The sequence below is a fragment of the Enterobacter cloacae genome, from assembly GCF_011078175.1.
GTDB classification, from domain to species: Bacteria; Pseudomonadota; Gammaproteobacteria; order Enterobacterales; family Enterobacteriaceae; genus Enterobacter; species Enterobacter cloacae_Q.
The window spans coordinates 318730-343442 of the sequence record NZ_JAALCJ010000002.1 but is presented as its reverse complement, the minus strand read 5'-3'; the positions used below and the strand labels follow the sequence as shown (position 1 = coordinate 343442).

At 61.4% G+C, this 24713-nt stretch carries 22 protein-coding genes; 14 read left to right on the top strand and 8 right to left on the bottom strand.

Going from position 1 to position 24713, the window contains the following annotated elements:
• Positions 1 to 9 precede the first annotated feature (9 nt).
• The gene (locus G6Q29_RS05840; RefSeq protein WP_165464880.1) at positions 10 to 222 is read left to right on the top strand and encodes an MbtH family protein; all 213 of its coding nucleotides are present in this window, start codon (positions 10 to 12) and stop codon (positions 220 to 222) included.
• The gene (gene entF / locus G6Q29_RS05835) at positions 219 to 4076 is read left to right on the top strand and encodes an enterobactin non-ribosomal peptide synthetase EntF (RefSeq protein WP_165464879.1); all 3858 of its coding nucleotides are present in this window, start codon (positions 219 to 221) and stop codon (positions 4074 to 4076) included. Before G6Q29_RS05840 ends, entF begins: the two co-directional genes overlap by 4 nt.
• Before the next feature lie 108 nt (positions 4077 to 4184).
• On the opposite strand, the gene fepC is transcribed toward entF, so the two are convergent.
• The 3 genes from fepC to fepD are packed head-to-tail and all read right to left on the bottom strand — an operon-like array spanning position 4185 to position 6975.
• Positions 4185 to 4985: an iron-enterobactin ABC transporter ATP-binding protein gene (fepC, locus tag G6Q29_RS05830; RefSeq protein ID WP_165464878.1), complete on the bottom strand. Its 801-nt coding sequence runs from the start codon at positions 4983 to 4985 to the stop codon at positions 4185 to 4187.
• Positions 4982 to 5971, bottom strand: coding sequence for an iron-enterobactin ABC transporter permease (fepG, locus tag G6Q29_RS05825; protein ID WP_165465081.1), 990 nt, complete (start codon positions 5969 to 5971; stop codon positions 4982 to 4984). Before fepG ends, fepC begins: the two co-directional genes overlap by 4 nt.
• Positions 5971 to 6975 (bottom strand): Fe(3+)-siderophore ABC transporter permease, encoded by a 1005-nt coding sequence (gene fepD, locus G6Q29_RS05820; RefSeq protein WP_165464877.1) that lies wholly within the window; start codon positions 6973 to 6975, stop codon positions 5971 to 5973. The genes fepG and fepD overlap by 1 nt, the downstream gene beginning before the upstream one ends.
• A 108-nt stretch (positions 6976 to 7083) precedes the next feature.
• Between fepD and entS the strand changes: the two genes are divergently transcribed.
• Positions 7084 to 8322 (top strand): enterobactin transporter EntS, encoded by a 1239-nt coding sequence (entS, locus tag G6Q29_RS05815; protein WP_165464876.1) that lies wholly within the window; start codon positions 7084 to 7086, stop codon positions 8320 to 8322.
• Between the two features lie 61 nt (positions 8323 to 8383).
• Here entS and fepB read toward each other — a convergent pair whose 3' ends face one another.
• A complete protein-coding gene (fepB, locus tag G6Q29_RS05810; RefSeq protein WP_165464875.1) occupies positions 8384 to 9343 on the bottom strand; it encodes a Fe2+-enterobactin ABC transporter substrate-binding protein in 960 nt (319 codons plus the stop codon).
• A gap of 188 nt (positions 9344 to 9531) precedes the next feature.
• Between fepB and entC the strand changes: the two genes are divergently transcribed.
• From entC to G6Q29_RS05775, 7 genes are all read left to right on the top strand, one after another.
• Entirely contained in the window at positions 9532 to 10707 is a 1176-nt protein-coding gene (gene entC, locus G6Q29_RS05805; RefSeq protein ID WP_165464874.1) for an isochorismate synthase EntC, read from the top strand.
• A 9-nt stretch (positions 10708 to 10716) separates the two neighbouring features.
• A complete protein-coding gene (entE, locus tag G6Q29_RS05800; protein ID WP_165464873.1) occupies positions 10717 to 12327 on the top strand; it encodes a (2,3-dihydroxybenzoyl)adenylate synthase EntE in 1611 nt (536 codons plus the stop codon).
• A gap of 10 nt (positions 12328 to 12337) precedes the next feature.
• Complete coding sequence (locus G6Q29_RS05795) at positions 12338 to 13192, top strand: isochorismatase family protein (RefSeq protein ID WP_165464872.1); 855 nt, start codon at positions 12338 to 12340, stop codon at positions 13190 to 13192.
• Positions 13192 to 13944: a 2,3-dihydro-2,3-dihydroxybenzoate dehydrogenase EntA gene (entA, locus tag G6Q29_RS05790; protein ID WP_023305663.1), complete on the top strand. Its 753-nt coding sequence runs from the start codon at positions 13192 to 13194 to the stop codon at positions 13942 to 13944. The genes G6Q29_RS05795 and entA overlap by 1 nt, the downstream gene beginning before the upstream one ends.
• On the top strand, positions 13944 to 14357 hold the full coding sequence (gene entH, locus G6Q29_RS05785) for a proofreading thioesterase EntH (RefSeq protein ID WP_165464871.1): 414 nt from the start codon (positions 13944 to 13946) through the stop codon (positions 14355 to 14357). The genes entA and entH overlap by 1 nt, the downstream gene beginning before the upstream one ends.
• A 149-nt stretch (positions 14358 to 14506) precedes the next feature.
• Positions 14507 to 16612: a pyruvate/proton symporter CstA gene (gene cstA, locus G6Q29_RS05780; RefSeq protein ID WP_165464870.1), complete on the top strand. Its 2106-nt coding sequence runs from the start codon at positions 14507 to 14509 to the stop codon at positions 16610 to 16612.
• An 80-nt stretch (positions 16613 to 16692) separates the two neighbouring features.
• A complete protein-coding gene (locus G6Q29_RS05775) occupies positions 16693 to 16890 on the top strand; it encodes a YbdD/YjiX family protein (RefSeq protein WP_165464869.1) in 198 nt (65 codons plus the stop codon).
• Here the strand turns inward: G6Q29_RS05775 and G6Q29_RS05770 are convergent.
• From G6Q29_RS05770 to G6Q29_RS05755, 4 genes are all read right to left on the bottom strand, one after another.
• Positions 16887 to 17291: a helix-turn-helix domain-containing protein gene (locus G6Q29_RS05770; protein ID WP_165464868.1), complete on the bottom strand. Its 405-nt coding sequence runs from the start codon at positions 17289 to 17291 to the stop codon at positions 16887 to 16889. The two genes, G6Q29_RS05775 and G6Q29_RS05770, sit on opposite strands and share 4 nt — an antisense overlap.
• Complete coding sequence (locus G6Q29_RS05765; protein WP_165464867.1) at positions 17272 to 17568, bottom strand: type II toxin-antitoxin system RelE family toxin; 297 nt, start codon at positions 17566 to 17568, stop codon at positions 17272 to 17274. Before G6Q29_RS05765 ends, G6Q29_RS05770 begins: the two co-directional genes overlap by 20 nt.
• A 183-nt stretch (positions 17569 to 17751) precedes the next feature.
• Entirely contained in the window at positions 17752 to 18495 is a 744-nt protein-coding gene (locus G6Q29_RS05760) for an SDR family NAD(P)-dependent oxidoreductase (RefSeq protein WP_165464866.1), read from the bottom strand.
• Positions 18496 to 18552: 57 nt separating this feature from the next.
• The gene (locus G6Q29_RS05755; protein ID WP_165464865.1) at positions 18553 to 19641 is read right to left on the bottom strand and encodes an oxidoreductase; all 1089 of its coding nucleotides are present in this window, start codon (positions 19639 to 19641) and stop codon (positions 18553 to 18555) included.
• A gap of 159 nt (positions 19642 to 19800) precedes the next feature.
• On the opposite strand from G6Q29_RS05755, the gene G6Q29_RS05750 reads away from it, so the two are divergent.
• The 4 genes from G6Q29_RS05750 to G6Q29_RS05735 all read left to right on the top strand — a co-directional run bounded on the left by G6Q29_RS05750 (position 19801) and on the right by G6Q29_RS05735 (position 24711).
• Positions 19801 to 21303 (top strand): sugar ABC transporter ATP-binding protein, encoded by a 1503-nt coding sequence (locus G6Q29_RS05750; RefSeq protein WP_165464864.1) that lies wholly within the window; start codon positions 19801 to 19803, stop codon positions 21301 to 21303.
• On the top strand, positions 21300 to 22295 hold the full coding sequence (locus tag G6Q29_RS05745; protein WP_165464863.1) for an ABC transporter permease: 996 nt from the start codon (positions 21300 to 21302) through the stop codon (positions 22293 to 22295). The genes G6Q29_RS05750 and G6Q29_RS05745 overlap by 4 nt, the downstream gene beginning before the upstream one ends.
• 20 nt (positions 22296 to 22315) lie before the next feature.
• Positions 22316 to 23380, top strand: a complete 1065-nt coding sequence (locus tag G6Q29_RS05740; protein ID WP_165464862.1) for a sugar ABC transporter substrate-binding protein — start codon at positions 22316 to 22318, stop codon at positions 23378 to 23380.
• Positions 23381 to 23469: 89 nt separating this feature from the next.
• On the top strand, positions 23470 to 24711 hold the full coding sequence (locus G6Q29_RS05735) for an LVIVD repeat-containing protein (protein ID WP_207309776.1): 1242 nt from the start codon (positions 23470 to 23472) through the stop codon (positions 24709 to 24711).
• Positions 24712 to 24713: the final 2 nt, after the last annotated feature.

The window sequence follows — 24713 nt, the reverse complement described above, 5'->3', positions numbered from 1 at the left end:
GGAGTCTGTATGGAATTCAGCAATCCTTTCGATAATCCGCAGGGACAGTTCGCCATTTTGCAAAATGACCAAGGGCAATACAGCCTGTGGCCGCAGCAGTGCGAACTGCCCGCAGGCTGGCGCGTGGTCTGCGAACCGCAATCTCAGGAGGCGTGCCAGCAGTGGCTGGCGGAACACTGGCAGACGCTTGAGCCGTCTTATTTTGCGGGGAAGCGCGCATGAACCGTCTCCCCCTTGTCGCCGCCCAGCCGGGGATCTGGATGGCAGAGCAGCTTTCTTCCCTGCCAAACGCCTGGAGCGTGGCGCACTACACCGAGCTGAAAGGCGCTATCGATGCGCCGTTGCTGGCCAAAGCCATCGCTGAAGGCATGATGCAGGCCGACACCCTGCGGATGCGTTTCGCTGAAGATAAGGGTGAGGTGTGGCAGTGGATCGATGAGGCCATGATCCTGCCGGAGCCGTCCATCGTGCACGTTGACTCCCACGACGCCGCCGTGGCGCTGATGGAGGCCGATCTCAACCAGAACCTGCGCGTCGACAGCGGTCAGCCGCTGGCGTTTCATCAGCTGATTCAGGTGGGAGAAAGCCACTGGTACTGGTATCAGCGATATCATCATCTGGTGGTGGATGGCTTCAGTTTCCCTGCCATTACCCGCCATATCGCCGCCATTTACGCTGCGTGGCAGAAAGGTGAACCCGCGCCCGCCTCCCCGTTTACCCCGTTCGCCGAGGTGGTGGAGGAGTATCAGCGCTATCGCGACAGCGAGGCGTATCAGCGCGACGGCGCCTTCTGGGCCGAACAGCGCAAACAGCTTCCTTCTCCGGTCTCGCTCTCTTCCGCGCCGCTGCCGGGACGCGCCGCCACCACCGACATCCTGCGCCTGAAAATGGCGATGGACGGCCGTGCGTTTAGCCAGCTTGCACAGATGGCGGGCCAGGCGCAGCGTACCGATCTGGCGCTTGCGCTGGTGGCGCTGTGGCTGGGCCGCCTGACCGGACGGCTGGACTATGCCGCCGGGTTTATTTTTATGCGCCGCATGGGGTCTGCCGCGCTGACAGCAACCGGACCGGTGCTCAACGTCCTGCCGCTGGCGGTGGATATTCGCCCGCAGGAGAGCCTGCCGGAGCTGGCGCTGCGCCTGGCTAACCAGCTGAAAAAGATGCGCCGCCATCAGCGTTACGACGCCGAGCAGATCGTGCGTGACAGCGGGAAGGCCGCAGGCGATGAAGCCCTGTTCGGCCCGGTGCTGAACGTCAAGGTGTTCGATTATCAGCTGGAACTCGACGGGGTGGAGGCTATTACCCACACGCTGGCGACTGGCCCGGTAAACGATCTGGAGCTGGCGCTGTTCCCGGACGAGCAGGGCGGACTGAGCATTGAGATCCTTGCCAACAGGCAGCGTTACGACGAGGCGACGCTGAAGCGCCACGTTTCGCGGCTGGACGCGATGCTGACGCAGTTTGCCGCCAGTCCGGACCTGCGCTGTGGCGACGTGGAAACCGTTTCAGAGCAGGAGTACGCGCAGCTTGCGCGCATCAACGATACCGGGCTGGCGCTGCCGTCCACCACGCTGGCGGATCTGGTGGCGGAACAGGCAGGCAAAACGCCGGACGCCCCCGCGCTGGCGGATGCGCACATTGAGCTGAACTACCGCCAGATGCGCGAGCAGGTGGTCGCGCTGGCAAGCCTGCTGCGCGCGCGCGGCGTGAAGCCGGGCGACAGCGTGGCGGTGGCTCTCCCGCGCTCGGTGTTCCTGACCCTGGCGCTGCACGGCATTGTGGAAGCCGGCGCCGCGTGGCTTCCGCTGGACACCGGTTACCCGGACGACCGTCTGCGGATGATGCTGGAGGACGCAAAACCGTCCCTGCTGATTACCACCGACGAGCAGCTTCCACGCTTTAGCGATCTGCCCATAGCGTCGTTTAGTTACAACATGCTTTTACCTGCTGCGGGTACTGAACCTCTGCGCCTGGCGAAGCCGGAGCAGACCGCGTACATCATCTTTACTTCCGGTTCGACGGGGCGCCCTAAAGGGGTGATGGTCGGCCATACCGCCATCGTTAACCGCCTGAAGTGGATGCAGAACCACTACCCGCTGACGGTGAATGACGTGGTGGCGCAGAAAACGCCGTGCAGCTTTGACGTGTCGGTGTGGGAGTTCTGGTGGCCATTTATCGCCGGGGCAAAGCTGGTGATGGCCGAGCCGGACGCGCACCGCGATCCGCAGGCGATGCAGAGCTTCTTCGCAGAATATGGCGTAACTACCACCCACTTCGTGCCCTCGATGCTGGCGGCGTTTGTCGCCTCGCTGACGCCGGAAAACGTCGACTGTTGCAGGACGCTGAAGCAGGTGTTCTGTAGCGGCGAGGCGTTGCCGACCGCGCTGTGCCGCGAGTGGGAACTGTTGACCCATGCCCCGCTGCACAATCTCTATGGCCCAACCGAAGCGGCGGTTGACGTCAGCTGGTATCCGGCGTACGGCCCCGAGCTGGCAGCGGTGGAAGGCAACAGCGTGCCGATCGGCTTCCCGGTGTGGAATACGGGGCTGCGCATTCTGGACGCGATGATGCGCCCGGTGCCGTTTGGCGTGGCGGGGGATCTGTATCTCACCGGCATCCAGCTGGCGCAGGGGTATCTGGGACGCCCCGACCTCACCGCCAGCCGCTTTATCGCCGATCCGTTTGCCCCCGGCGAGCGGATGTACCGCACGGGCGACGTCGCCCGCTGGCTGGACAACGGGGCGGTGGAATACCTGGGCCGCAGCGATGACCAGCTCAAAATCCGCGGTCAGCGCATTGAGCTGGGCGAAATCGACCGGGCGATGCTCGCGCTGCCGGACGTGGCTCAGGCCGTGGCGCACGCCTGCGTGATCAACCAGGCCGCAGCCACGGGCGGCGATGCCCGCCAGCTGGTGGGCTATGTGGTTTCTGAATCCGGCTTGCCGCTGGATCGCGACGCGCTGCTCGACTCGCTGAAGGCGCAGCTTCCGCCGCATATGGTGCCGGTGGTGATGCTGCAAATCAGCGCGCTGCCGTTAAGCGCCAACGGCAAGCTGGATCGCAAGGCGCTGCCGCCGCCGGAGCTGACCAGCAAAACCGCCGGTCGCGCGCCGGAGACGGAGACCGAAGTCGCCGTGGCGCAGGCGTTTGCCGCGCTGCTGGGTTGCGAGGTGAACGATATCGAAGCCGACTTCTTTGCCCTCGGCGGCCACTCGCTGCTGGCGATGCGCCTCGCGGCACAGCTCAGCCGTAAGTACAACCGCAAGGTTACGCCGGGGCAGGTTATGGTCGCCTCGACGGTGAGCAAGCTCAGCGCGCTGCTGGACTTAAAAATGAACGACGAGCAGGCGCAGCGGCTGGGATATGAAACCGTTCTGCCGCTGCGTGAAAGCAGCGGCCCGATGCTGTTCTGCTTCCATCCGGCGTCCGGTTTTGCCTGGCAGTTCAGCGTGCTGGCGCGCTACCTCAGCCCGCGCTGGTCTATCACCGGTATTCAGTCTCCCCGACCGGAAGGGCCGATGCAGCAGTGTGCGGATCTGGATGGGGTGATTGATCATCACCTTAATACGCTGCGTAAGCAGCAGCCGCAGGGGCCGTATTATCTGTTCGGCTATTCCCTCGGCGGTACGCTGGCGCAGGGCATTGCCGCCCATTTGCGCGAACAAGGTGAAGCGGTGGCGTTCCTCGGCCTGCTGGATACCTGGCCGCCGGAAACCCAGAACTGGGCGGAGAAAGAGGCCAACGGCCTCGATCCGGAGGTACTGGCGGAGATTGAGCGGGAACGTCAGGCGTTTATCGCCGCGCAGCAGGGACAGGGTTCCAGCGAGCTGTTTAACGCCATTGAAGGCAACTATGCGGACGCGGTGCGGCTGCTCACTACGGCGCACAGCGCGCGGTTTGACGGCAAAGCAACGCTGTTTGTCGCCGAGCGCACGCGCACGATAGATCCACAGGTCGCCTGGGCGCCGTGGGTGGCGGAACTGGAGGTCTACAGCCAGGATTGCGCCCACGTAGATATCATTTCACCGCAGGCGTTTGAGAAGATTGGGCCGGTGTTGAAGGGGATATTGGGGTAACGTCAAAAGCGCCGGGTGGCGGCTACGCCTTACCCGGCCTACGGATCCGTGGTTGATGTTTGTTGGGTTTGCTCCCTCTCCCTGTGGGAGAGGGCTGGGGTGAGGGCATCAAACCGCACGTTTTCCAAGCGGCACCACCAGCGGCGTTCCCGCCACCGGATCGTCAATAATCATGCAGCGCATGCCGTAGATCTGCGCGATCAAATCCGGCGTCACAATCTCCTTCGGCGCGCCCTGCGCCACAATCTCGCCGTCTCGCAAGGCAATCAGATGCGTCGCGTAGCGGCAGGCCTGATTTAAATCATGCAGCACCGCCGCCAGGGTGTACCCCTGCGCGCGGTTCAGCTCGCTCAGCAGCTCCAGCAGGTCAATCTGATGGCTGATGTCCAGCCAGGTCGTCGGCTCGTCCAGCAGCATAATGGACGTTTCCTGCGCCAGCACCATCGCGATCCACGCGCGCTGTCGCTGTCCGCCGGAAAGGGTATCCACGCTTTGCTGCGCGAGATCGGTAATGCCCGTTGCCTGCATCGCGCGCTTCACGGCCTCGTCGTCCTCTTTGCGCCAGCGGGTAAACAGCGGCTGGTGCGGGTAGCGCCCGCGCGAGACCAGCTCCTGCACCGTGATGTCGCCCGGCGTAGTCGCGTTTTGCGCCAGCAGCCCGATGCGCCTGGCCACCTCTTTGCTGGCGAAGCGCTGGATCTGCTCGCCGTCGAGAAACACGCTGCCCTCAACCGGGGTCATCAGGCGGCTCAGCGTGCGCAGCAATGTTGATTTGCCGCAGCCGTTCGGACCGATAATTGCGGTGAAGTGGCCGTCCGGAATGGCAACGCTTAAATCACGGGCAATGATTTTTTTGCCGTAGCCAAGGGTAAGGTTTTCGCCGCGCAAGCGGGGGGTTGTGTCTGTCATTTCTTGCGTGACTCCTGAACGAGCAAGACGATGAGGTAAATCCCGCCGAGGCTGACGGTCACCACGCCCACCGGCAGTTGATAAGGCATAAACAGCCGCTGGGCGCAGAGGTCGGCGGCCAGCAGTAATACAGCGCCGCACAGCGCCGCCTGGGTTAAGCCCCAGCGCGCCGTCCCGCTAAGGCGCCGCGCGATGTGCGGCGCCACCAGTGCAATAAACGAAATCGGCCCGGCGATGGCGGTAGACGCTGCGGTCAGCAAGACCGCCACCAGCATCAGCATCAGGCGCGAGCGCTCTACGCTCACGCCCAGCGCGCAGGCGCTGTCGTCGCCCATCTCCAGCAGCCGCATCCGCCGTACCAGCAGCAGCGCGCCAATAAACATCAGTAAAATCAGCGGCGCGGCGGGCCAGGTTTTGCCCCACGTCAGGCCGTTAAGTGAGCCGGCGTACCACAGCCCGGCGGAGAGCGCGGTTTCCAGCGACGCCTGTAGCAGAAGCCAGGTGTTGAACGCCATCAGCATCGCGCGGATGCCGATCCCGATGATGATCAGACGGAAGGTGTCGATGCCGTTGCGCCAGGCCAGAGCCCAGATAAGCAGGGAGGTGAGAATACCGCCCGCCATCGCCGTAAAGGTAATGGCCGTAAGGTGCTGCCCGAACAGCACCATCGCCACCAGCACGCCGCTCCACGCGCCGGTATTCAGGCCCATCACGTCCGGACTGCCGAGGGGATTACGCATCAGCGACTGGAATATTGCGCCGCTGACGCCGAGCGCCGCGCCGACCAGGATCGCCATCGCCACGCGCGGCAGTCGCCATTCGGTGACCACCATGGTGATATTACGCGGCGCGCTGCCGGTGAGAGCGTGAAAGACCTGCGCGAAATTAAGCGTTACGGCACCGCTTTGCAGGCTCCACACCGCCAGCAGCAGACTGGCGATGACCAGCAGGGCGACGCTGGTGAGTAAACGACGGGACGGGGTCATCATGCGCCCCCCCCGCGTCTGCGTCGTACCAGGAAGATCAGCACCGGCGCGCCGATAAAGGCGCTGACCACCGAGACGCGCAGTTCACCCGGCACCAGCAGGCGGCCCAGTACGTCGGCAAACAGCAGCAGGGCAGGGGTCGCCAGCAGCGTGACCGGCAGCGACCAGCGGTGATCCGCCCCCACCAGCCAGCGCGCCATGTGCGGCATCATCAGGCCGATAAAGGCGATTGGACCGACCACGGCGGTTGCGCTGCCGCACAGCACGGTGATGGCAAGCAGGCCCGTCAGCTGTGTGCGCGCCACGCGGTTGCCGAGGGCGGTTGCGGTATCGCTGCCGAGGCTCAGGCTGTTCAGCGACCGGCTTAAACACAGCGCCACGACTGCGGCGATAATGACCGGGATTGCCACCACGTTTAAGGTTTCAAGGGTACGGATATCCAGCGAACCGGCCTGCCAGAAGCGGAGCTGGTCATACACGTCCGGGTTGAGCAGGGCGATGCCGTTGGATAAGCCTTCCAGCACCGCCGCGAGCGCCACGCCCGCCAGCGTCAGGCGTACCGGGCTGAGCTGTCCACCGCCCTGGCTGCCGGTAAACGCGACCACCAGCGAGGCGGCCAGCGCGCCGCAAAAGGCCATCACCAGCTGTTCAGAGGGCGACGTCAACCCGAACAGCGCCGCGCCGAGCACGATGGCAAAGCTGGCACCGGAGTTAACGCCGAGAATGCCAGGGTCCGCCAGCGGGTTGCGGGTGAGGGTTTGCATCAGCGCACCGGCAAGGCCGAGCGCGCCGCCGGCCAGCAGTCCGGCAAGCGTGCGGGGCAGGCGGGCGTCGAGCACGATGACGCAGTCGGCGCTCTGACAGCTACCGGAGAGCGCATCGACAATAACGGACGCGGGCAGCGGCTTCGCGCCGACCAGCAGGCTGAGTGCAATCGCAAGGATTAGCAGTAGCAGTAAAGCGGGCACGGCAACGGTGCGCACCGCAGAAGAGGAAAACGACATAGCAACATCCATGATTTGATAATGATAGTGATTATCGTTATCTATCTTATTTGGCTATGTTAGCATGTGCGCCCATGGAATGGGTAGAAATAGACTCAAGGCTTTGTCATGAATCAAAAATCCTGGCTGCTTAACCTCAGCCTGCTCAAAACGCACCCGGCGTATCGCGCCGTTTTTATTGCGCGCTTTATCTCTATTTTGTCCCTCGGGCTGCTCGGCGTGGCGGTGCCGGTTCAGATCCAGGCCATGACGCACTCCAGCTGGCTGGTGGGGTTATCCGTCACCTTAACAGGCGGGGCGATGTTTATCGGCCTGATGGTCGGCGGCGTGCTGGCGGACCGCTACGAGCGCAAAAAGCTGATCCTGATCGCGCGCGGCACCTGCGGCGTGGGCTTTATCGGGCTGTGTATTAACGCTTTGCTGCCAGAGCCGTCGCTGATGGCGATTTACGCCCTGGGGCTGTGGGACGGTTTTTTTGCCTCGCTAGGCGTGACGGCGCTGCTGGCGGCGACGCCTGCGCTTGTCGGGCGTGAGAATCTGATGCAGGCGGGGGCGATCACTATGCTCACCGTGCGCCTCGGCTCGGTGATTTCGCCGATGGTGGGGGGCCTGCTGCTGGCCACCGGCAACGTGGCATGGAACTACGGGCTGGCGGCGGCGGGAACCTTTATCACCACGTTGACGCTGCTGCGTCTGCCGTTATTGCCACCTCCGCCGCAGCCGCGTGAGCATCCGCTGAAGTCCCTGATGGCGGCCATTCGTTTTCTGTTCAGCAACCCGCTGATTGGTGGTATCGCGTTGCTCGGCGGCCTGCTGACGATGGCAAGCGCGGTGCGCGTGCTCTATCCGGCGCTGGCGGGCGAGTGGCAAATGAGCGCCTCGGAAATTGGCGTGCTGTACGCCGCTATTCCGCTCGGTGCGGCCTTTGGAGCACTCACCAGCGGCAACCTTGCGCAGAGCGCGCGTCCGGGGCTGATTATGCTGCTTGCCACGCTGGCCTCGTTTATCGCCATTGGCTTTTTTAGCCTGATGCCGGTGTGGGCGCTGGGGGTGTTGTGTCTGGTGATTTTCGGCTGGCTGAGCGCCGTCAGTTCGCTTTTGCAGTACACCCTGATCCAGACCCAGACGCCGGAGGGAATGCTCGGACGCATCAACGGTTTGTGGACCGCGCAGAACGTCACGGGGGATGCGATCGGTGCGGCGATCCTCGGCGGGCTGGGGGCGATAATGACCCCGATGGCCTCGGCGAGCAGCAGCGGGTTTGTGTTAGCCGTTATTGGTGGGATCTTGTTAATGGTATTAGCAGAATTGCGCCGGTTCAGATCCTGTAGGTCGGGTAAGGCGTAGCCGCCACCCGACAAAACGCCCGGTGGCGCTGCGCTTACCGGGCCTACGCAAAACGTGCTTCTTATTTAAAAATTGTGTTCAAACGCTGCAACACCAGCATCGCGCTGTAATAATCCAGGCGGAACGTCTCCGTGCCCAATGCCCAAACCCGCTTGTTTTTCACCGATGGCAAATGCGCCAGCAGCGGGTTGGCGTAAATCGCATCCACGTCTTTCTGGTCTCCAGCGAACACAAACAGCCCTTCGCCGTTCAGTCCCGTCGCCAGATTTTCACCGCCCAGCTGAATAATGTCGTGGCGTTGCCCCTGGCTTTTCGAGGTATGTAGCCCGGCAGGCAGGTCCGCCAGCGTAAAGCCCAGCTGGTGCAGAAGCTTGCCCTGCGCCGATTCCGAGGTCCACAGGTTCGCGGAGTGCGCCGCGGCGGTATAGACGATGGCGTTCACCGGCTGTGGCGGCAGTTTCATCTGCTGTTTCACCTGGGCGAGCTGTTTATCGAAGGCAGCGATGCGTTCAGCGGCCTGTTTTTCGTGCCCGGCGATCGTGCCCAGCTGGGTCAGCAATTCCTGCCAGCTTTTGTCGTCGTAGTTGATGATAAGCGTCGGGGCGATGGCGGAAAGCTGATCGTAGAGCGCCAGTGCGGAATCCCCGCCGGTGGCGCTGATCAATATCAGGTCCGGCATCTGGGCCGCGACGGCTTCGGCGCTCGGCTCGCCGATGTACAGCCGCGTAACCTTACGCTGTTTCGCAATATCCCCCCACTGGCGCAGGAAACCCTGCCCATCCGCCACGCGGTTGTTCGGCGTGGTCGCACCGCTGGCAATGACCGGCGCATCAATGGCCAGCAGGGAGCCGGTTAAGGTCACGCTGGTAGAGACAATGCGCGTCGGCCTGGCTTCAAGCGTGTGAACGCCGCGGCTGTCGGTGACCTGGCGCGGCCAGTCGGCGGCGATCGCTGAGGTTAGTCCTAAAGCAAAAAGTCCTGTCAGAAGAAGAGCATTGCGGCACACGGCAGGGAGTTTCACAGAGCGGCATCCTGTTTTTATTGAAGATAATGCTTCTCATTTTCACGGTTGCGGGGAAGGGATGCAAGCGTTTGTCGTGCAAGTTAATTGCCCGATGGTTGACAGCGGGGCGATGTGGGATTAGGTTAGCCGACGAAAATATAAATGATAATCATTATTGCTTCTTTTATCATTTTAAGGAGGATGATATGGACACGTCCCTGGCTGAGGAAGTTCAGCACACCGCGACTACGCTGCCATCAGACAGCTTTTTCTTTATGTCGCCTTACCGCAGCTTTACCACGTCCGGCTGTTTTGCCCGTTTTTCTGAACCTGCCGTCGGCGGTGACGATCCGGCGGGTCATTTTCAGCAGAAATTAGCCCAGGCTTTCCGGAATGCGAAAAACAGCGGCATTGCCCACCCGGTGATGGTAGGGGCGATCCCCTTCGATACCCGCAAACCGTCGTCGCTATTTATTCCACAACGCTGGCAAACCTTCTCCCGCCCGGCGCGTCAGCAGTCCGCACGCTACGCCTCCGGTACGCAGACGCTGAACGTGCAACAGCGCACCGAGATCCCGCCGCAGCCGATTTTCGAGGAGATGGTCGCTCGCGCCGCGTCGCTCACCGCCACGCCGCAGGTGAATAAGGTCGTGCTGTCGCGCCTGATAGATATCGCCACCGACAAACGGATTGATAGCAGCGCGCTGATGGAGCGTCTGATCGCCCAGAACCCGGCGAGCTTCAACTTTCACGTGCCGCTGGAAGACGGCGGCGTGCTGCTGGGTGCCAGCCCGGAACTGCTGCTGCGCAAAGAGGGCGCGCACTTTAGCTCGCTGCCGCTGGCAGGCTCTGCGCGCCGTCAGCCGGACGACGTGTTAGATCGCGAAGCGGGCACTAAGCTGCTGGCCTCCGAAAAAGACCGTCATGAGCACGATCTGGTCACCCAGGCGATGAAAACCATTCTGGAACCGCGCAGCCATCACCTGAGCATGCCGTCTTCTCCGCAGCTCATCACCACGCCGACGCTGTGGCACCTGGCAACGCCGGTGGAGGGCGAGGCGCGTGAAAACGAGAACGCCCTGACGCTGGCCTGCCTGCTGCACCCGACGCCAGCGCTAAGCGGCTTCCCGCATCAGGCGGCAAAAGATCTGATTGCCGCGCTGGAACCCTTCGACCGTGAACTGTTCGGCGGCATCGTCGGCTGGTGCGATAGCGAAGGCAACGGCGAGTGGGTGGTGACCATCCGCTGCGCGCGTCTGCATAAAAATACCGTTCGCCTGTTTGCCGGCGCGGGCATTGTGCCTGCCTCCTCTCCGGTGGGCGAATGGCGTGAAACCGGTGTGAAGCTTTCCACCATGCTCAACGTGTTTGGCCTGCACTAAGGAAGACTCATGACCATCCCCTTTACCCGCTGGCCGGAGGATTTTGCCCGCCGCTACCGAGAAAAAGGCTACTGGCAGGATCTGCCGCTGACCCACATCCTGACGGACCATGCGGACAGCGATGCCGTGGCGATTATCGACGGCGATCGGCGCATCACCTATCGTGGCTTTAATCAGGCGGTGAACAACCTCGCGTCCGCACTTCAGGCGCAGGGGCTGCATCGCGGTGAAACCGCACTGGTGCAGCTTGGCAACGTGGCCGAGTTCTACATGACCTTCTTCGCGCTGCTGCATATCGGCGTCGCGCCGGTCAACGCGCTCTTTAGCCATCAGCGCAGCGAACTGAACGCCTACGCTATGCAGATCAAACCCGCCGTGCTGATTGCCGATCGCGACCATGCGCTGTTCGCGGACGATGATTTCCTCAACACCTTCGTGGATGCGCATCGCTCGGTACGCGTCGTGCTGCTGCGCGGCGATAAGGGCGAACACGCCCTGGACGCGGCGATTGCGCGCCAGTCGGACCATTTCATCCCGAACCCGACGCCCGCCGATGAGGTGGCGTTCTTCCAGCTCTCCGGCGGCAGCACCGGCACGCCGAAGCTTATCCCACGCACGCACAACGATTACGACTACAGTATCCGCCGCAGCAACGAAATCTGCGGTATTAACGCGAAGACCCGTTATCTAAACGCGCTGCCCGCGGCGCACAACTACGCCATGAGTTCACCGGGATCGTTAGGCGTTTTCACGGCGGGCGGCTGCGTGGTGCTGGCGAACGATCCGAGCGCCACGCTCTGCTTCCCGCTGATTGAGCAGCATCAGATCAACGTCACCTCGCTGGTGCCGCCTGCTGTGAGCCTGTGGCTACAGGCGATTGCCGACGGCGCGGGGAACGCGCAGCTTAACTCCCTGAAGCTGCTTCAGGTAGGCGGTGCGCGCCTTTCCGCCACGCTTGCGGCGCGTATTCCGGCGGAAATTGGCTGCCAGCTGCAACAGGTGTTTGGCATGGCGGAAGGGCTGGTGAACTACACCGCGCTCGACGATGCGCCGGAGCGCATTATCAACACACAGGGCCGCCCAATGTGCCCGGACGATGAAGTGTGGGTTGCGGATGAGCACGGTAATCCGCTGCCGCGCGGGGAAGTCGGGCGTCTGATGACGCGCGGGCCTTACACTTTCCGCGGCTATTTCAACAGCCCGGAACATAACGCCAGCGCCTTCGATGCCAACGGTTTCTACTGCTCGGGGGATCTCATCACCATCGACGAGCAGGGGTACATCACCGTGCAGGGGCGCGAGAAAGATCAGATCAACCGCGGTGGCGAGAAGATTGCCGCCGAGGAGATCGAAAACCTGCTGCTGCGCCACGAAGCGGTGATCCACGCCGCGCTGGTGAGCATGGAGGACAGCCTGTTGGGCGAAAAAAGCTGCGCGTACCTGGTGGTGAAACAGCCGCTGCGCGCGGTCGAAGTGCGCCGCTTCCTGCGCGAGCAGGGCGTTGCCGAATTTAAGCTGCCGGACCGCGTGGAGAGCGTGGATGCACTTCCGCTCACGCCGGTCGGCAAAGTTGATAAGAAACAGTTGCGCCTGTGGCTTGCTGAACGCGCCCGGGGCTGAGGAACAGAGAATGGCTATTCCAAAATTAACCGCTTACGCGCTGCCAACCGCCGCCGAACTGCCGACTAACAAGGTGAACTGGGCGTTTGAGCCGGAGCGCGCCGCGCTGCTGATCCACGACATGCAGGAGTATTTCCTGAACTTCTGGGGCGAAAATAGCGCCATGATGCAGCAGGTGGTGGCGAACATCGCCAGACTGCGCGCGTACTGCAAAGAACACAACATACCCGTGTACTACACCGCGCAGCCGAAAGAGCAGAGCGATGAAGACCGCGCCCTGCTGAACGACATGTGGGGGCCGGGCCTGACCCGCTCGCCGGAGCAGCAGCGTATTGTGGCTGAGCTGACCCCGGACGAAGCGGACACGGTGCTGGTGAAGTGGCGCTACAGCGCGTTCCACCGCTCGCCGCTGGAGCAGATGCTGAAAGAGACCGGCCGCAATCAGCTTTTGATCGCCGGCGTTTACGCCCACATCGGCTGCATGACCACCGCCACCGACGCCTTTATGCGCGACATCAAACCGTTCTTTATCGCCGACGCGCTGGCAGATTTCACCCGCGACGAGCACCTGATGTCGCTGAACTACGTGGCAGGTCGCTCTGGTCGCGTGGTGATGACCGACGAGCTGCTGCCGTCCGTTCCGGCAACGAAAACCGCGCTGCGCGCGCTGATTCTGCCTTTGCTGGACGAGTCCGACGAGCCGATGGATGATGAAAACCTGATCGACTACGGTCTGGATTCGGTGCGCATGATGGCGCTGGCCGCCCGCTGGCGCAAAGTGCACGGTGATATTGATTTCGTGATGCTGGCAAAAAATCCGACCCTCGATGCCTGGTGGGCGCTGCTCTCCCGCGAGGTGAAGTGATGGCTTTTGATTTTACCGGTAAAACCGTCTGGGTGACGGGCGCGGGTAAGGGCATTGGCTATGCGACCGCGCTGGCATTTGTGGAGGCCGGGGCGCAGGTGACCGGGTTCGATCTGGCCTTCCCTCACGGCGAATATCCGTTTGCCACCGAAACGCTGGACGTGGCGGATGCGGCGCAGGCGAGTGACGTCTGCGGGCGTTTGCTCAGCAGCCTTGAGCGGCTCGACGTGCTGGTTAACGCGGCGGGCATTCTGCGTATGGGCGCGACGGACCAGCTCTCGCAGGAGGACTGGCAGCAGACCTTTGCGGTCAACGTCGGCGGCGCGTTCAACCTGTTCCAGCAGACGATGGGCCAGTTCCGTCGTCAGCAGGGCGGGGCGATCGTCACCGTGGCCTCTGACGCGGCGCACACGCCGCGTATCGGCATGAGCGCCTACGGCGCGTCGAAAGCGGCGCTGAAAAGCCTGGCGCTGACCGTCGGGCTGGAGCTGGCGGGCAGCGGCGTACGCTGTAACCTGGTGTCGCCGGGTTCAACGGATACCGATATGCAGCGCACCCTGTGGACCAGCGACGATGCGGAACAGCGGCGCATTCGCGGCTTTGGCGAGCAGTTCAAGCTCGGCATTCCGCTCGGTAAAATTGCCCGTCCGCAGGAGATTGCTGCGACCGTGCTGTTCCTGGCCTCCGATGCCGCCAGCCATATCACCTTGCAGGATATCGTGGTGGACGGCGGCTCCACGCTGGGGGCGTAATGATCTGGAAACGTCATTTAACGCTCGACGAGCTGAACGCCACCAGCCAGAACACGATGGTGGAGCACCTTGGCATCGTCTATACCCGCCTCGGGGACGATACGCTGGAAGCCGAAATGCCGGTGGATGCGCGTACCCATCAGCCGTTTGGCCTGCTGCACGGCGGCGCCTCGGCGGCGCTGGCGGAAACGCTGGGCTCGATGGCCGGTTTTCTGATGACCCGTGACGGGCAGAACGTGGTGGGTACGGAACTGAATGCCACGCACCACCGCGCGGTCTCATACGGTAAGGTACGCGGCGTGTGTCAGCCGCTGCATCTGGGCCGTTCCAGCCAGAGCTGGGAGATCGTGGTGTTCGACGCGCAGGGGCGGCGGTGCTGTACCTGTCGGTTGAGTACGATGGTGCTGGGGTAAGTCATTCAGCTGAAAGTGATCGGCTTAACACTGTGGTGTAAATCTCTGGTTTGACCACGCATTATTGCGTTTCAGAGTTGTTAAATATTTGCCGTTGTTCTAGAAACAAAATGTAACATCTCACTGTTTCACAACAACGGACAACAGCTATGAACAACTCAGGGAAATACCTTACGTGGGCGGTGCTCTCCGTGGTGGGAGCCTTTGCCCTGGGCTACATCGCCCTCAACCGGGGGGAACAGATCAATGCGCTCTGGATCGTTGTCGCCTCCGTCTGCATTTATCTGATCGCGTATCGTTTTTATGGCCGCTATATCGCAAAGACGGTACTGGGTGTAGACAGTACGCGCATGACGCCTGCCGTGCGTCATAACGATGGTCTTGACTACGTGCCGACCGACAAAAAAGTGCTGTTCGGTCACCATTTTGCGGCGATTGCCGGGGCAGGCCCGCTGGTGGGACCGGTGCTGGCCGCGCAGATGGGCTACCTGCCGGGGATGATTTGGATCCTCGCGGGCGTGGTGCTGGCGGGCGCGGTGCAGGACTTTATGGTGCTGTTCGTCTCCACCCGTCGCGACGGGCGTTCGCTGGGTGAGCTGGTGAAAGAGGAGATGGGGGCGACCGCCGGGGTGATTGCCCTGGTGGCGACCTTTATGATCATGGTGATCATCCTCGCGGTGCTGGCGATGATTGTGGTGAAAGCGCTGACCCACAGCCCGTGGGGGACGTATACCGTCGCCTTTACCATTCCGCTGGCGCTGTTTATGGGGATCTACATTCGCTATCTGCGTCCGGGACGCATTGGTGAAGTGTCGGTCATTGGCCTGGTGTTCCTGGTATTTGCGATTATTTCCGGCGGCTGGGTGGCGGAAAGCCCGACCTGGGCGCCGTTCTTCGACTTTACCGGCGTACAGCTGACCTGGATGCTGGTGGGCTACGGCTTTGTGGCGGCGGTGCTGCCGGTGTGGCTGCTGCTGGCCCCGCGTGACTACCTCTCTACCTTCCTGAAAATCGGCACTATCGTCGGGCTGGCGATCGGCATTTTGATTATGCGCCCGACCCTGACCATGCCTGCGCTGACTAAGTTCATTGACGGCACCGGCCCGGTCTGGACTGGCAACCTGTTCCCGTTCCTGTTTATCACCATCGCCTGCGGTGCGGTATCCGGCTTCCACGCGCTGATAGCTTCTGGCACCACGCCGAAGATGCTGGCGAATGAAAATCAGGCCTGCCTGATTGGCTACGGCGGCATGCTGATGGAATCCTTTGTGGCGATTATGGCGTTGGTCTCGGCCTGTATTATTGACCCGGGCGTCTACTTCGCAATGAACAGCCCGATGGCGGTACTGGCTCCAGCCGGCACCGTTGACGTGGTCGCTTCTGCTGCGCAGGTGGTAAGCGGCTGGGGCTTTGCGATTACCCCAGAAACGTTGACGCATATCGCTAACGAGGTGGGGGAGCAGTCGATTATCTCCCGTGCGGGCGGGGCGCCGACGCTGGCGGTGGGCATGGCCTACATCCTGCACGGCGCGCTGGGTGGGCTGATGGATGTCTCGTTCTGGTATCACTTCGCCATTCTGTTCGAGGCGCTGTTTATCCTGACGGCGGTGGATGCCGGTACGCGTGCGGCGCGCTTTATGTTGCAGGATCTGCTGGGCGTGATCTCGCCGAACCTGAAACGTACCGATTCACTCCCGGCTAACCTGCTGGCGACGGCGCTGTGCGTGCTGGCGTGGGGCTACTTCCTGCATCAGGGCGTGGTCGATCCGCTGGGCGGAATTAACACCCTCTGGCCGCTGTTCGGTATTGCCAACCAGATGCTGGCGGGCATGGCGTTAATGCTGTGTGCGGTGGTGCTGTTCAAGATGAAGCGTCAGCGCTATGCGTGGGTGGCGCTGGTGCCGACCGCGTGGCTGCTGATTTGCACCCTGACGGCCGGCTGGCAGAAAGCCTTCAGTCCGGATAATAAAGTGGGCTTCCTGGCCATTGCCAACAAGTTCCAGGCGATGATCGACAGCGGCAAGATCCCGGCGCAGTACACCGAATCCCAGCTGTCGCAGCTGGTGTTTAACAACCGTCTGGATGCCGGGCTGACCATCTTCTTTATGGTGGTGGTCGTGGTGCTGGCGTTGTATTCTCTGAAAACCGCGCTGGCGGCGTTGAAAGTCGACAAACCGACAGCGAAAGAGACGCCGTATGAGCCAATGCCTGAGAACCTGGACGAGATTGTCACCCAGGCGAAAGGGGCGCATTAACATTACCAACCCCCTCATCCCAGCCCTCACCCCAACGGGGAGAGGGTCAGGGTGGGGGGAAAACAAACGAGAAAATGATTATGTTCGACACCCTTTCCAAAGCAGGTAAATACCTGGGCCAGGCCGCTAAAATGATGATTGGCGTGCCGGATTACGACAACTACGTCGAGCATATGCGCGTCAACCATCCGGACCAGACGCCGATGACTTACGAAGAATTTTTCCGCGAACGCCAGGAGGCGCGCTACGGCGGCAAGGGCGGCGCGAAGTGCTGTTAACCCTCTTTCGGTAAATAGAGGCTGATCTGCTCCTGCTTGCAGCCGTAAATGGCCGCCAGCTTTTCGCGGGTGCGTTTTTGCGGTCGGGAGTCGAGCGCTTCCAGCTGTGACACGGCGGACTGGCTGATGCCGAGTTTCTCCGCGACCTCCTGCTGTGACATGCCGCGTAAAATGCGCCAGGCGGCCTGTAGGCTGACGTTCTGCCAGGTCATGATGCTGCAAACCTCGCCGGGCAATTCCACGTCATCCAGACTATCGTGTTCGACTTCAATATCCTCCAGGTCGTCGTCGGTTTCGTCGTCAATTTCTGCCATCTGTAAGCACATACGAAAGTATTCGTGATATGGAATAACCACGTACTGCGTTTTACCGTTATCGTCCTTAATTAGCTGAACAGCCATAGGTGGCTTTCTCCTCGTGCAGGTAAGTTGTTGATGTTCTACGCTTGACGGCCAAAATATAACAATGGTCATCGGGATCGTCCCGAAGCGTATAGACGATGCGGTAATCGCCAACGCGTAGCCGGAAATGATCTTCTGTCGTCGATATTTTTTTGATATCAGGCCGGGGAGCTGAGCGGTCATCCAGCTCGGAGAGCTTGACCTCAATGCGGCGCTGATACCGCTCGTCAATTCTGGAAAATGCCTTCTTTGCACCATTGGACCAGACAATCTTCATCCGTACCTCCACTGTACGCCCACACGAAATATAAGGAAATAATAAGACTATTAGATAAATTCCGAATTTCTTATGGGGTACTGTAGAGCGGAGAAAAAACGGGAAAAAGCGGCAAAATGTGAATCGTCGAGGCGGCTCGAACAGGCCTCTGCCGGGCGACAGAGGCATACAGTAAATTTGCGATCAGGCGTTCAGACCGCCGTCGACGTCCAGACCGGTGCCGGAAATTTGCCCCGCAGCCGGGCTGGCGAGGAAGGTGACCGCCGCTGCGATATCCTCCGGCTGGCCGTAATGACCCAGGGCAATAAGCTGACGCTGAGAGTCAGCCTGCTCGCCGTCTTCCGGGTTCATATCGCTGTTGGTCGGGCCGGGGTGGACCAGGTTGACGGTAATGCCGCGCGGGCCTAAATCGCGGGCCAGACCTCGGGTGAGGGAGTTAAGGGCAGACTTGGTCATCGAGTAGACGGCGATCCCCGTCTGTGCCACGCGGTTCGCCAGACAGCTACCGATGTTGATGATGCGTCCGCCGTCAGACATGTGCACCAGCGCTTCCTGAATGGCGATCACCACGCCGCGGATGTTGACGTTGATCAGAGCGTCGATGTCCGCCAGGGTCATGGACTCCAGCGGGCCGCCGCGCGCAATCCCGGCGTTATTGACCAGAATATCCAGCCCGCCGAGGGAGCGCGCCGCCTGGGTGACCGCATCCTGAATCGCCTGTGCGCTGGCGCTGTCGGCCTGAATCGCCTCGCCGTGTCGCCCCAGCGCGCTGATCTCATCGACGACCTGCTGGGCTTTATCGACGGATTTTTCATAGGTGATAACCACATCGGCACCGGCGCGCGCCAGCGACAGCGCAATCGCCCGACCCAGCCCACGACTGGCGCCGGTAACCAGCGCCTTTTTACCTGTTAAATCGATCTGCATGATGACCTCATTGCATGAGTGGAGAGAATCATCATTAGGTATAGCCCGTCGGCGCGATTAACGGCTGAAGGATTCCACCTTCTCGAACGCGGCGCGCAGCACCTCAGGCGTTAACGTCACCGGCAGATAGTGAATCGACTCCACCGGGCGCAGGGTGTGGGCAATAATCTTATCCAGCGCGTCGCGGTTATTAATATCCACGCCCAGCTTGTGAAGCGTGGTCGGCAGGTTAAAGCGCTGGTACGCCGCCACCAGCTGCGCCAGCACGTCGTCCTGACCGAGCAGGGCGCTCTGCACCAGAATGCCGTAGGCCACCTTGGTGCCGTGCAGGTATTTTTCCGTCTGCGGCAGCACGGTTAACCCGTTATGTACAGCATGCGCCGCCGCCACGCGGGTATAACGTTCACCCAGACCGCCAACCATACCGCCACCGGCAATAATCGCATCCACCACGTCCCGGAACGCCTGCGTTTGTTCGCCGCGCTGCCGATCCGCAAGCGCCTCTTCGCTGCGTTCCAGCAGCACGTCGCGGATCGCCAGCGCACCGTTCAGGCCGAGACGCACGGTCAGCGGCAGGCCCTCAGGCTGAGGGGCGAGCACCACCGCTTCATACCACTTCGCCAGCGTATCGCCGATGCCCGCCAGCAAATAGTCTGCCGGGGCATTGAGAATGATCTGCGGCTCTACCAGCACCAGAAAATTGGCGTCGTCAAAAATCTCAAACTGTAGCGCCTGACCGGCATCGTTGTACCACACGGAGAGGGGAGTCCACGCAGCGCAGGTCGCGGCGATGGTAGGAATGCCCACGAACGGCACACCCAGACGACGCGCCACGGCCTTGACCGTATCCATCACCGCGCCGCCGCCGACGCCAATCACCACGCTCGCTTCACTGCCCGACTCGTTCACCAGATGAGTGACGTCACGCTCGCTGCAATGACCCGTAAACAGCAGATGTTTTGCCCCCGGCGCGTTAAAGCTCTCCGGCAGATAAGGGCGTGCGCCCTCGATTGCCCGCTCGCCGTAGATCCACACCGCGTGTGAAAGCTGTACCGGCGTAAAGAAATCATCCAGGCGCGCAAGGCTTCCCGGATGAGAGAAATAGTTCGCCGGGCCGGGCACGACGCGGATATCGGTGTTGCTCATGACGTTGTCCTTTTTTAGCAAGCGCTAACCCGATGTTATGTCTGGACATCCGGATGGCTAATAATATTTCGCTTTATCTTATGCCTTTTCCGTCGTTGTCAGTCAACCGGAGCTGTGAAAAATTCGCTAATTCAGAAGAATAATGAAGGATTTACGCGGATGGTTTCCAGTCGCCTTGAGATGCGCGGTATCAGCCTGGCCTTTTCCGGCTTTCAGGCCCTGTCGCGCGTGGATTTCACTCTGAACGGCGGGTCGGTGCATGCGCTGACCGGCGCCAACGGCGCGGGGAAATCAACGCTGATGGCGGTGCTGTGCGGGACGCACGATCGTTATGAAGGCGAAATCTGCATTAACAACCAGCCGGTAAGTATCCGCGAGCCGCTGGACGCCAAACGGCTGGGTATCCACCTTGTGCAGCAGGAGGTGGATGTGGCGCTCATCCCCGGGTTAAGCATTGCCGAAAACATCATGCTCGACCAGCTAGCGCATCCGGGGCACCGCTACAGCTGGCGCACGGTTCGTCAGCAGGCGCGGCAGGCGCTGGCGCAGCTGGATGTTTCGCTGGACGTTCGCCGTTCCATTGACAGCTGCACGCTGGCCGAAAAACAGCAGATTTTGCTGGCGCGGGCGCTGTCGCACCACTGCCGTTTTCTCATTCTTGATGAACCCACCGCGCCGCTGGACGCGCACGAGAGTGAGCGTCTGTTTGCGGTGGTGAGACGTCTAAAAGAGCAGGGCATTGGCGTGGTGTTTATCTCTCACCGTATTCATGAGCTGAAGGCCATCTGCGACACCCTGACGGTGCTGCGCGACGGCAGGCTGATTGAGTCCGGCCCGATGGCGGATCTGAGCGGAGAGGAGATCGTCGAGAAGATGCTCGGCCACGAGCTGAGCGATATCTATCCGCCCCCGCGACCGCCGCACCTTGAAGAGACGCTGCTGCGGGTGGAAGGCCTGCACGACGACGCGCTGCTGAAAGATATCTCCCTGCACCTGCGCAAAGGTGAAATTCTTGGCATTGCCGGGCTGGCGGGGGCGGGGAAAACGGAACTCTGCAAGGCGCTGTTTGGCGCCAGCAAAAGCCGCGTCGCGAACGGCGAGCTGAACCATCAGCCCTGGAAACCGCGCGATCCGGCAGACTCGGTGCTGCGCGGTCTGGCGCTGGTGCCGGAGGAGCGGCGCAAAGAGGGCATTTTTATCGACGAGCCGGTGAGCATGAACCTTGCCGTGTGCGCCGATAACAGCTTTTCACGCTGGAGCCTGTTTGGTCATCGTCAGGCGTGGCGCTGGGCAGAAGAGGTGATTGCCCGCGTCGGCGTGCGCGCGAGGGGGCCGGGGCAGGTACTGCGACGTCTGTCCGGCGGCAACCAGCAGAAGGTCGCCATCGGTAAATGGCTGCGCAATGACGCCAGCGTGCTGATTTTCGACGAGCCGACTAAGGGCGTGGACGTGAAGGCCAAAACCGACCTGTTTCAGCTGATCGACGGCCTGGCGCGCGAGGGCAAGGGGGTGATTTATGCCTCAGGTGAGTTTGCCGAGCTGGTCGGGCTGTGCGACCGCATCTGCGTGCTGTGGGACGGACGTATCGTGGCGGAAATCGCCGGGGCCGAGGCCCGGGAAGAGACACTACTTTATTATTCAACCGGAGGAACGGCGTCGTGAGCAAGGCCCTTTCAGTGAACGCGGCGGCGTCTGGCCGCCAGCAGATTTTCGATTTCCTCTACAGGTGGGGTATGTTGCTGACCGTTGTCGCGCTGGTGGCGGTGTTTGGCCTGGCCTCGGACAGCTTTCTCGATCCGAACAACATCATCAACATTTTGCGCTCGATCGCTATCGTGACGGTGATTGCCGTTGGCGTGTCGATTTCGCTGACCGTCGGCGGGTTCGATCTCTCCGTGGGTTCGACAGCTTCGCTGGCAAACGCGCTGGTGATTTCGCTTTTCGTCTGGCATGGCTTTGGCACCACCGAGTCAATTCTGATTACCCTCGCACTCTGCACGCTAGTGGGGCTGTTCAACGCCTTTTTGATCGTCATCCTGCGTATTCCGGACATGCTTGCGACGCTCGCCAGCCTGTTTGTCATCCAGGGCGTGGCGATGACCTATAGCTACGGCGGGTCGATCACCGAAAACATGGTGCTGCCGAGCGGCGACATGGCGGAAGGGACCATTCCGGCGGCGTTTAGCCTGCTGGGACAGGTGCCGACCATCGTCATCATCATGCTGGCGGTGACCCTTCTGGCGCAGCTGGGGCTGTCGCTGACTACTCACGGACGCCGGATGTACGCCATTGGCGGCAACCCGGAAGCGGCGCGCCTCTCGGGCATTCGCACCACGCGCTACAAGGTGGCGGCCTACGTGATTGCCTCGCTGCTGGCGGGGCTGGGCGGCATTTTGCTGGCTTCGCGCATCGGTTCGTCGCAGGTGAACGCGGGCGGCGGTTATCTGATGGACGCGGTGGCGGCGGCGTGGATTGGCTTTTCGCTGGCCGGCTCCGGCAAGCCGAACGCGCTGGGGACGCTGGTTGGGGCGGTGATCCTCGGCGTGCTGTCGAACGGGCTGGTGATGCTCTCCGTGCCGTATTACGCCATGGACATTATAAAAGGGCTGGTGCTCGCGGTGGCGCTGGCGATGACCTACATACAAAAACGCTGACAACACAACGGGATAAAAAAATGAAAAAGATAGCACGCTCATTGGTGGCGCTGAGTTTGTTCACTGCGCTGCCAGGCTTCGCGGTTACCCCCGCACCGGTTCCGGCTGCCATTGCGAACCACGAGGGCCCGATCCGCATTGCCGTGATTCGTAATCTTGGCTCCGACGACAACACCACGCAGTTTGTGGCGGGGGCGATTCAGGAAGGGAAGAAGCTTGGCTTTAAGGTCAGCACCTTTTTAAGCAACGGGGACGATGCCAGATTCCAGGACTTCGTGAACCAGGCCATCAGTCAGAAGTACGACGGGATTATCCTGTCTCAGGGGCGCGATCCGTACTCCACCGCGCTGGTGAAGAAAGCAGTGGATGCCGGGATTAAAGTCGCCGTCTTTGATACCGCCGTTAATGGCGAGATCCCCGGCGTGACCGTCACGCAGCAGGACGATGCCTCCCTGACCAACCTCTCTTTTGGTCAACTGGCGAAAGATTTCAACGGCAAGGCCAATATCGTCAAGCTGTGGGTGGCGGGTTTCCCGCCGATGGAGCGGCGTCAGGCGGCGTACAAGCAACTGCAAAAACAGTATCCGGAGATCAAAGAGCTGGAGTCCATCGGCGCGGTCTCTTCTGACGTGCAGGGCGACACCGCCAACAAGGTGGGGGCGATCCTGGCGAAATACCCGAAAGGCAAAATCGACGCTATCTGGGGCACCTGGGACGCCTTCAGCCAGGGGGCCTATAAGGCGCTGAAAGAGAACGGCCGCACCGAGATCAAGCTCTACAGCATCGACATTTCCAACCAGGACTTACAGCTGATGCGCGAGCCGGGGAGCCCGTGGGCGGTGAGCGTGGCGGTAGATCCGAAGCTGATTGGTGCGACCAACGTGCGTCTGATCGCTAATAAGATTGCCGGGGAAGCCACGCCAGCAACGTATGACTTCAAAGCGGCTGCTATCCCGCAGGCGCTGCTGACCGCCCAGCCGGGTGCGGTGAACGTGGCGTCGCTGGGGAAAATCATTCCGGGCTGGGGCCAGACGGAAGATTTTATCGCGCCGTGGTTTGCGACGCTGGAAGCAAAAAATAAATAAAACCAGGCTGGGTGGCGTCAGGTGCGGCCTGATGCCCTCACCCCGGCCCTCTCCCAAAGGGAGAGGGGGAAAACCAAAAGGAGCTCAAGGTGACTCATTTACCCCCTCCCGAATACAGCCGCAACATGCGGCTGATTGGCCATAGCGACCAGGGCGGTCGCCCGGACGGCGTGCAGCTGATGGTGCATCGTGGCTTTGCGTATATCGGCCATATGGTGTCGCAGGGCTTTTCGATTGTTGACGTGCGCGACCCAAAAAATCCGAAGGCGGCAGGTTATGTTCCCGCGCCGCCCGGCACCTGGAACGTGCACCTACAAGTGCATGACGATCTGCTGCTGGCGATCAACGCCCGGGATCTGTTTGCCGATGCCCGCTTTGCCGACGAGAAGGTCTACTACACCCGTCAGGTGGGGGAGACCGTCAGCGACGTGCGGGACAAAGGCTGGAGCGCCGGGCTACGGGTGTTTGATATCTCTACCCCGGACAGGCCGCGGGAAATCGGCTTTCTGTCGCTGAACGGCATCGGCATTCACCGCATCTGGTACGTTGGCGGGCGCTGGGCGTACGTGTCGGCGCTGATCGACGGCTTTACCGACTACATCTTCCTGACCATCGACCTGACGGATCCGCGCAAGCCTGAGGTGGCAGGGCGATGGTGGCTGCCGGGGATGAACCAGGCCGCAGGGGAAAAGCCCACGTGGCCGCAGGGCAAACGCTATGCGCTGCACCACGCGATTATCGCCGGTGATACCGCCTATGGGAGCTGGCGCGACGGTGGCCTGACGCTGCTGGACGTGAAAGACCGCACTCAGCCGACGCTGATTAGCCATCGCAACTGGAGCCCGCCGTTTGGCGGCGGGACGCATACCGCGCTGCCGCTGCCGGACCGCTCGCTTCTGGTGGTGCTGGACGAGGCGGTACTGGATAACCAGGAGGATGGGGAGAAGCTGATCTGGCTGTTTGATATCCGCGAGCCGTCGAACCCGGTGAGTATCTCTACCTTCCCGCAGCCGGATGAAACCGACTACGTGGCGAAAGGGGCGCACTTCGGGCCGCACAACCTGCACGAGAACCGGCCGGGGAGCTTTGTCAGCTCAACGCTGATTTTTGCCACCTACCAGAACGCGGGTGTGCGCGCGTACGACATTTCCAACCCGTATCGCCCGGTGGAGACCGGTGCGCTGGTGCCCGCCGCGCCGGAGAGGATGATGGATACACGGCCGAATCGCCCGCAGGTGATCCAGTCGTGCGATGTGTTTGTGGATGCGCAGGGGATGATCTACAGCACCGATTATAACGGTGGGCTGTCGGTGATTGAGTATTTGGGGTGAGT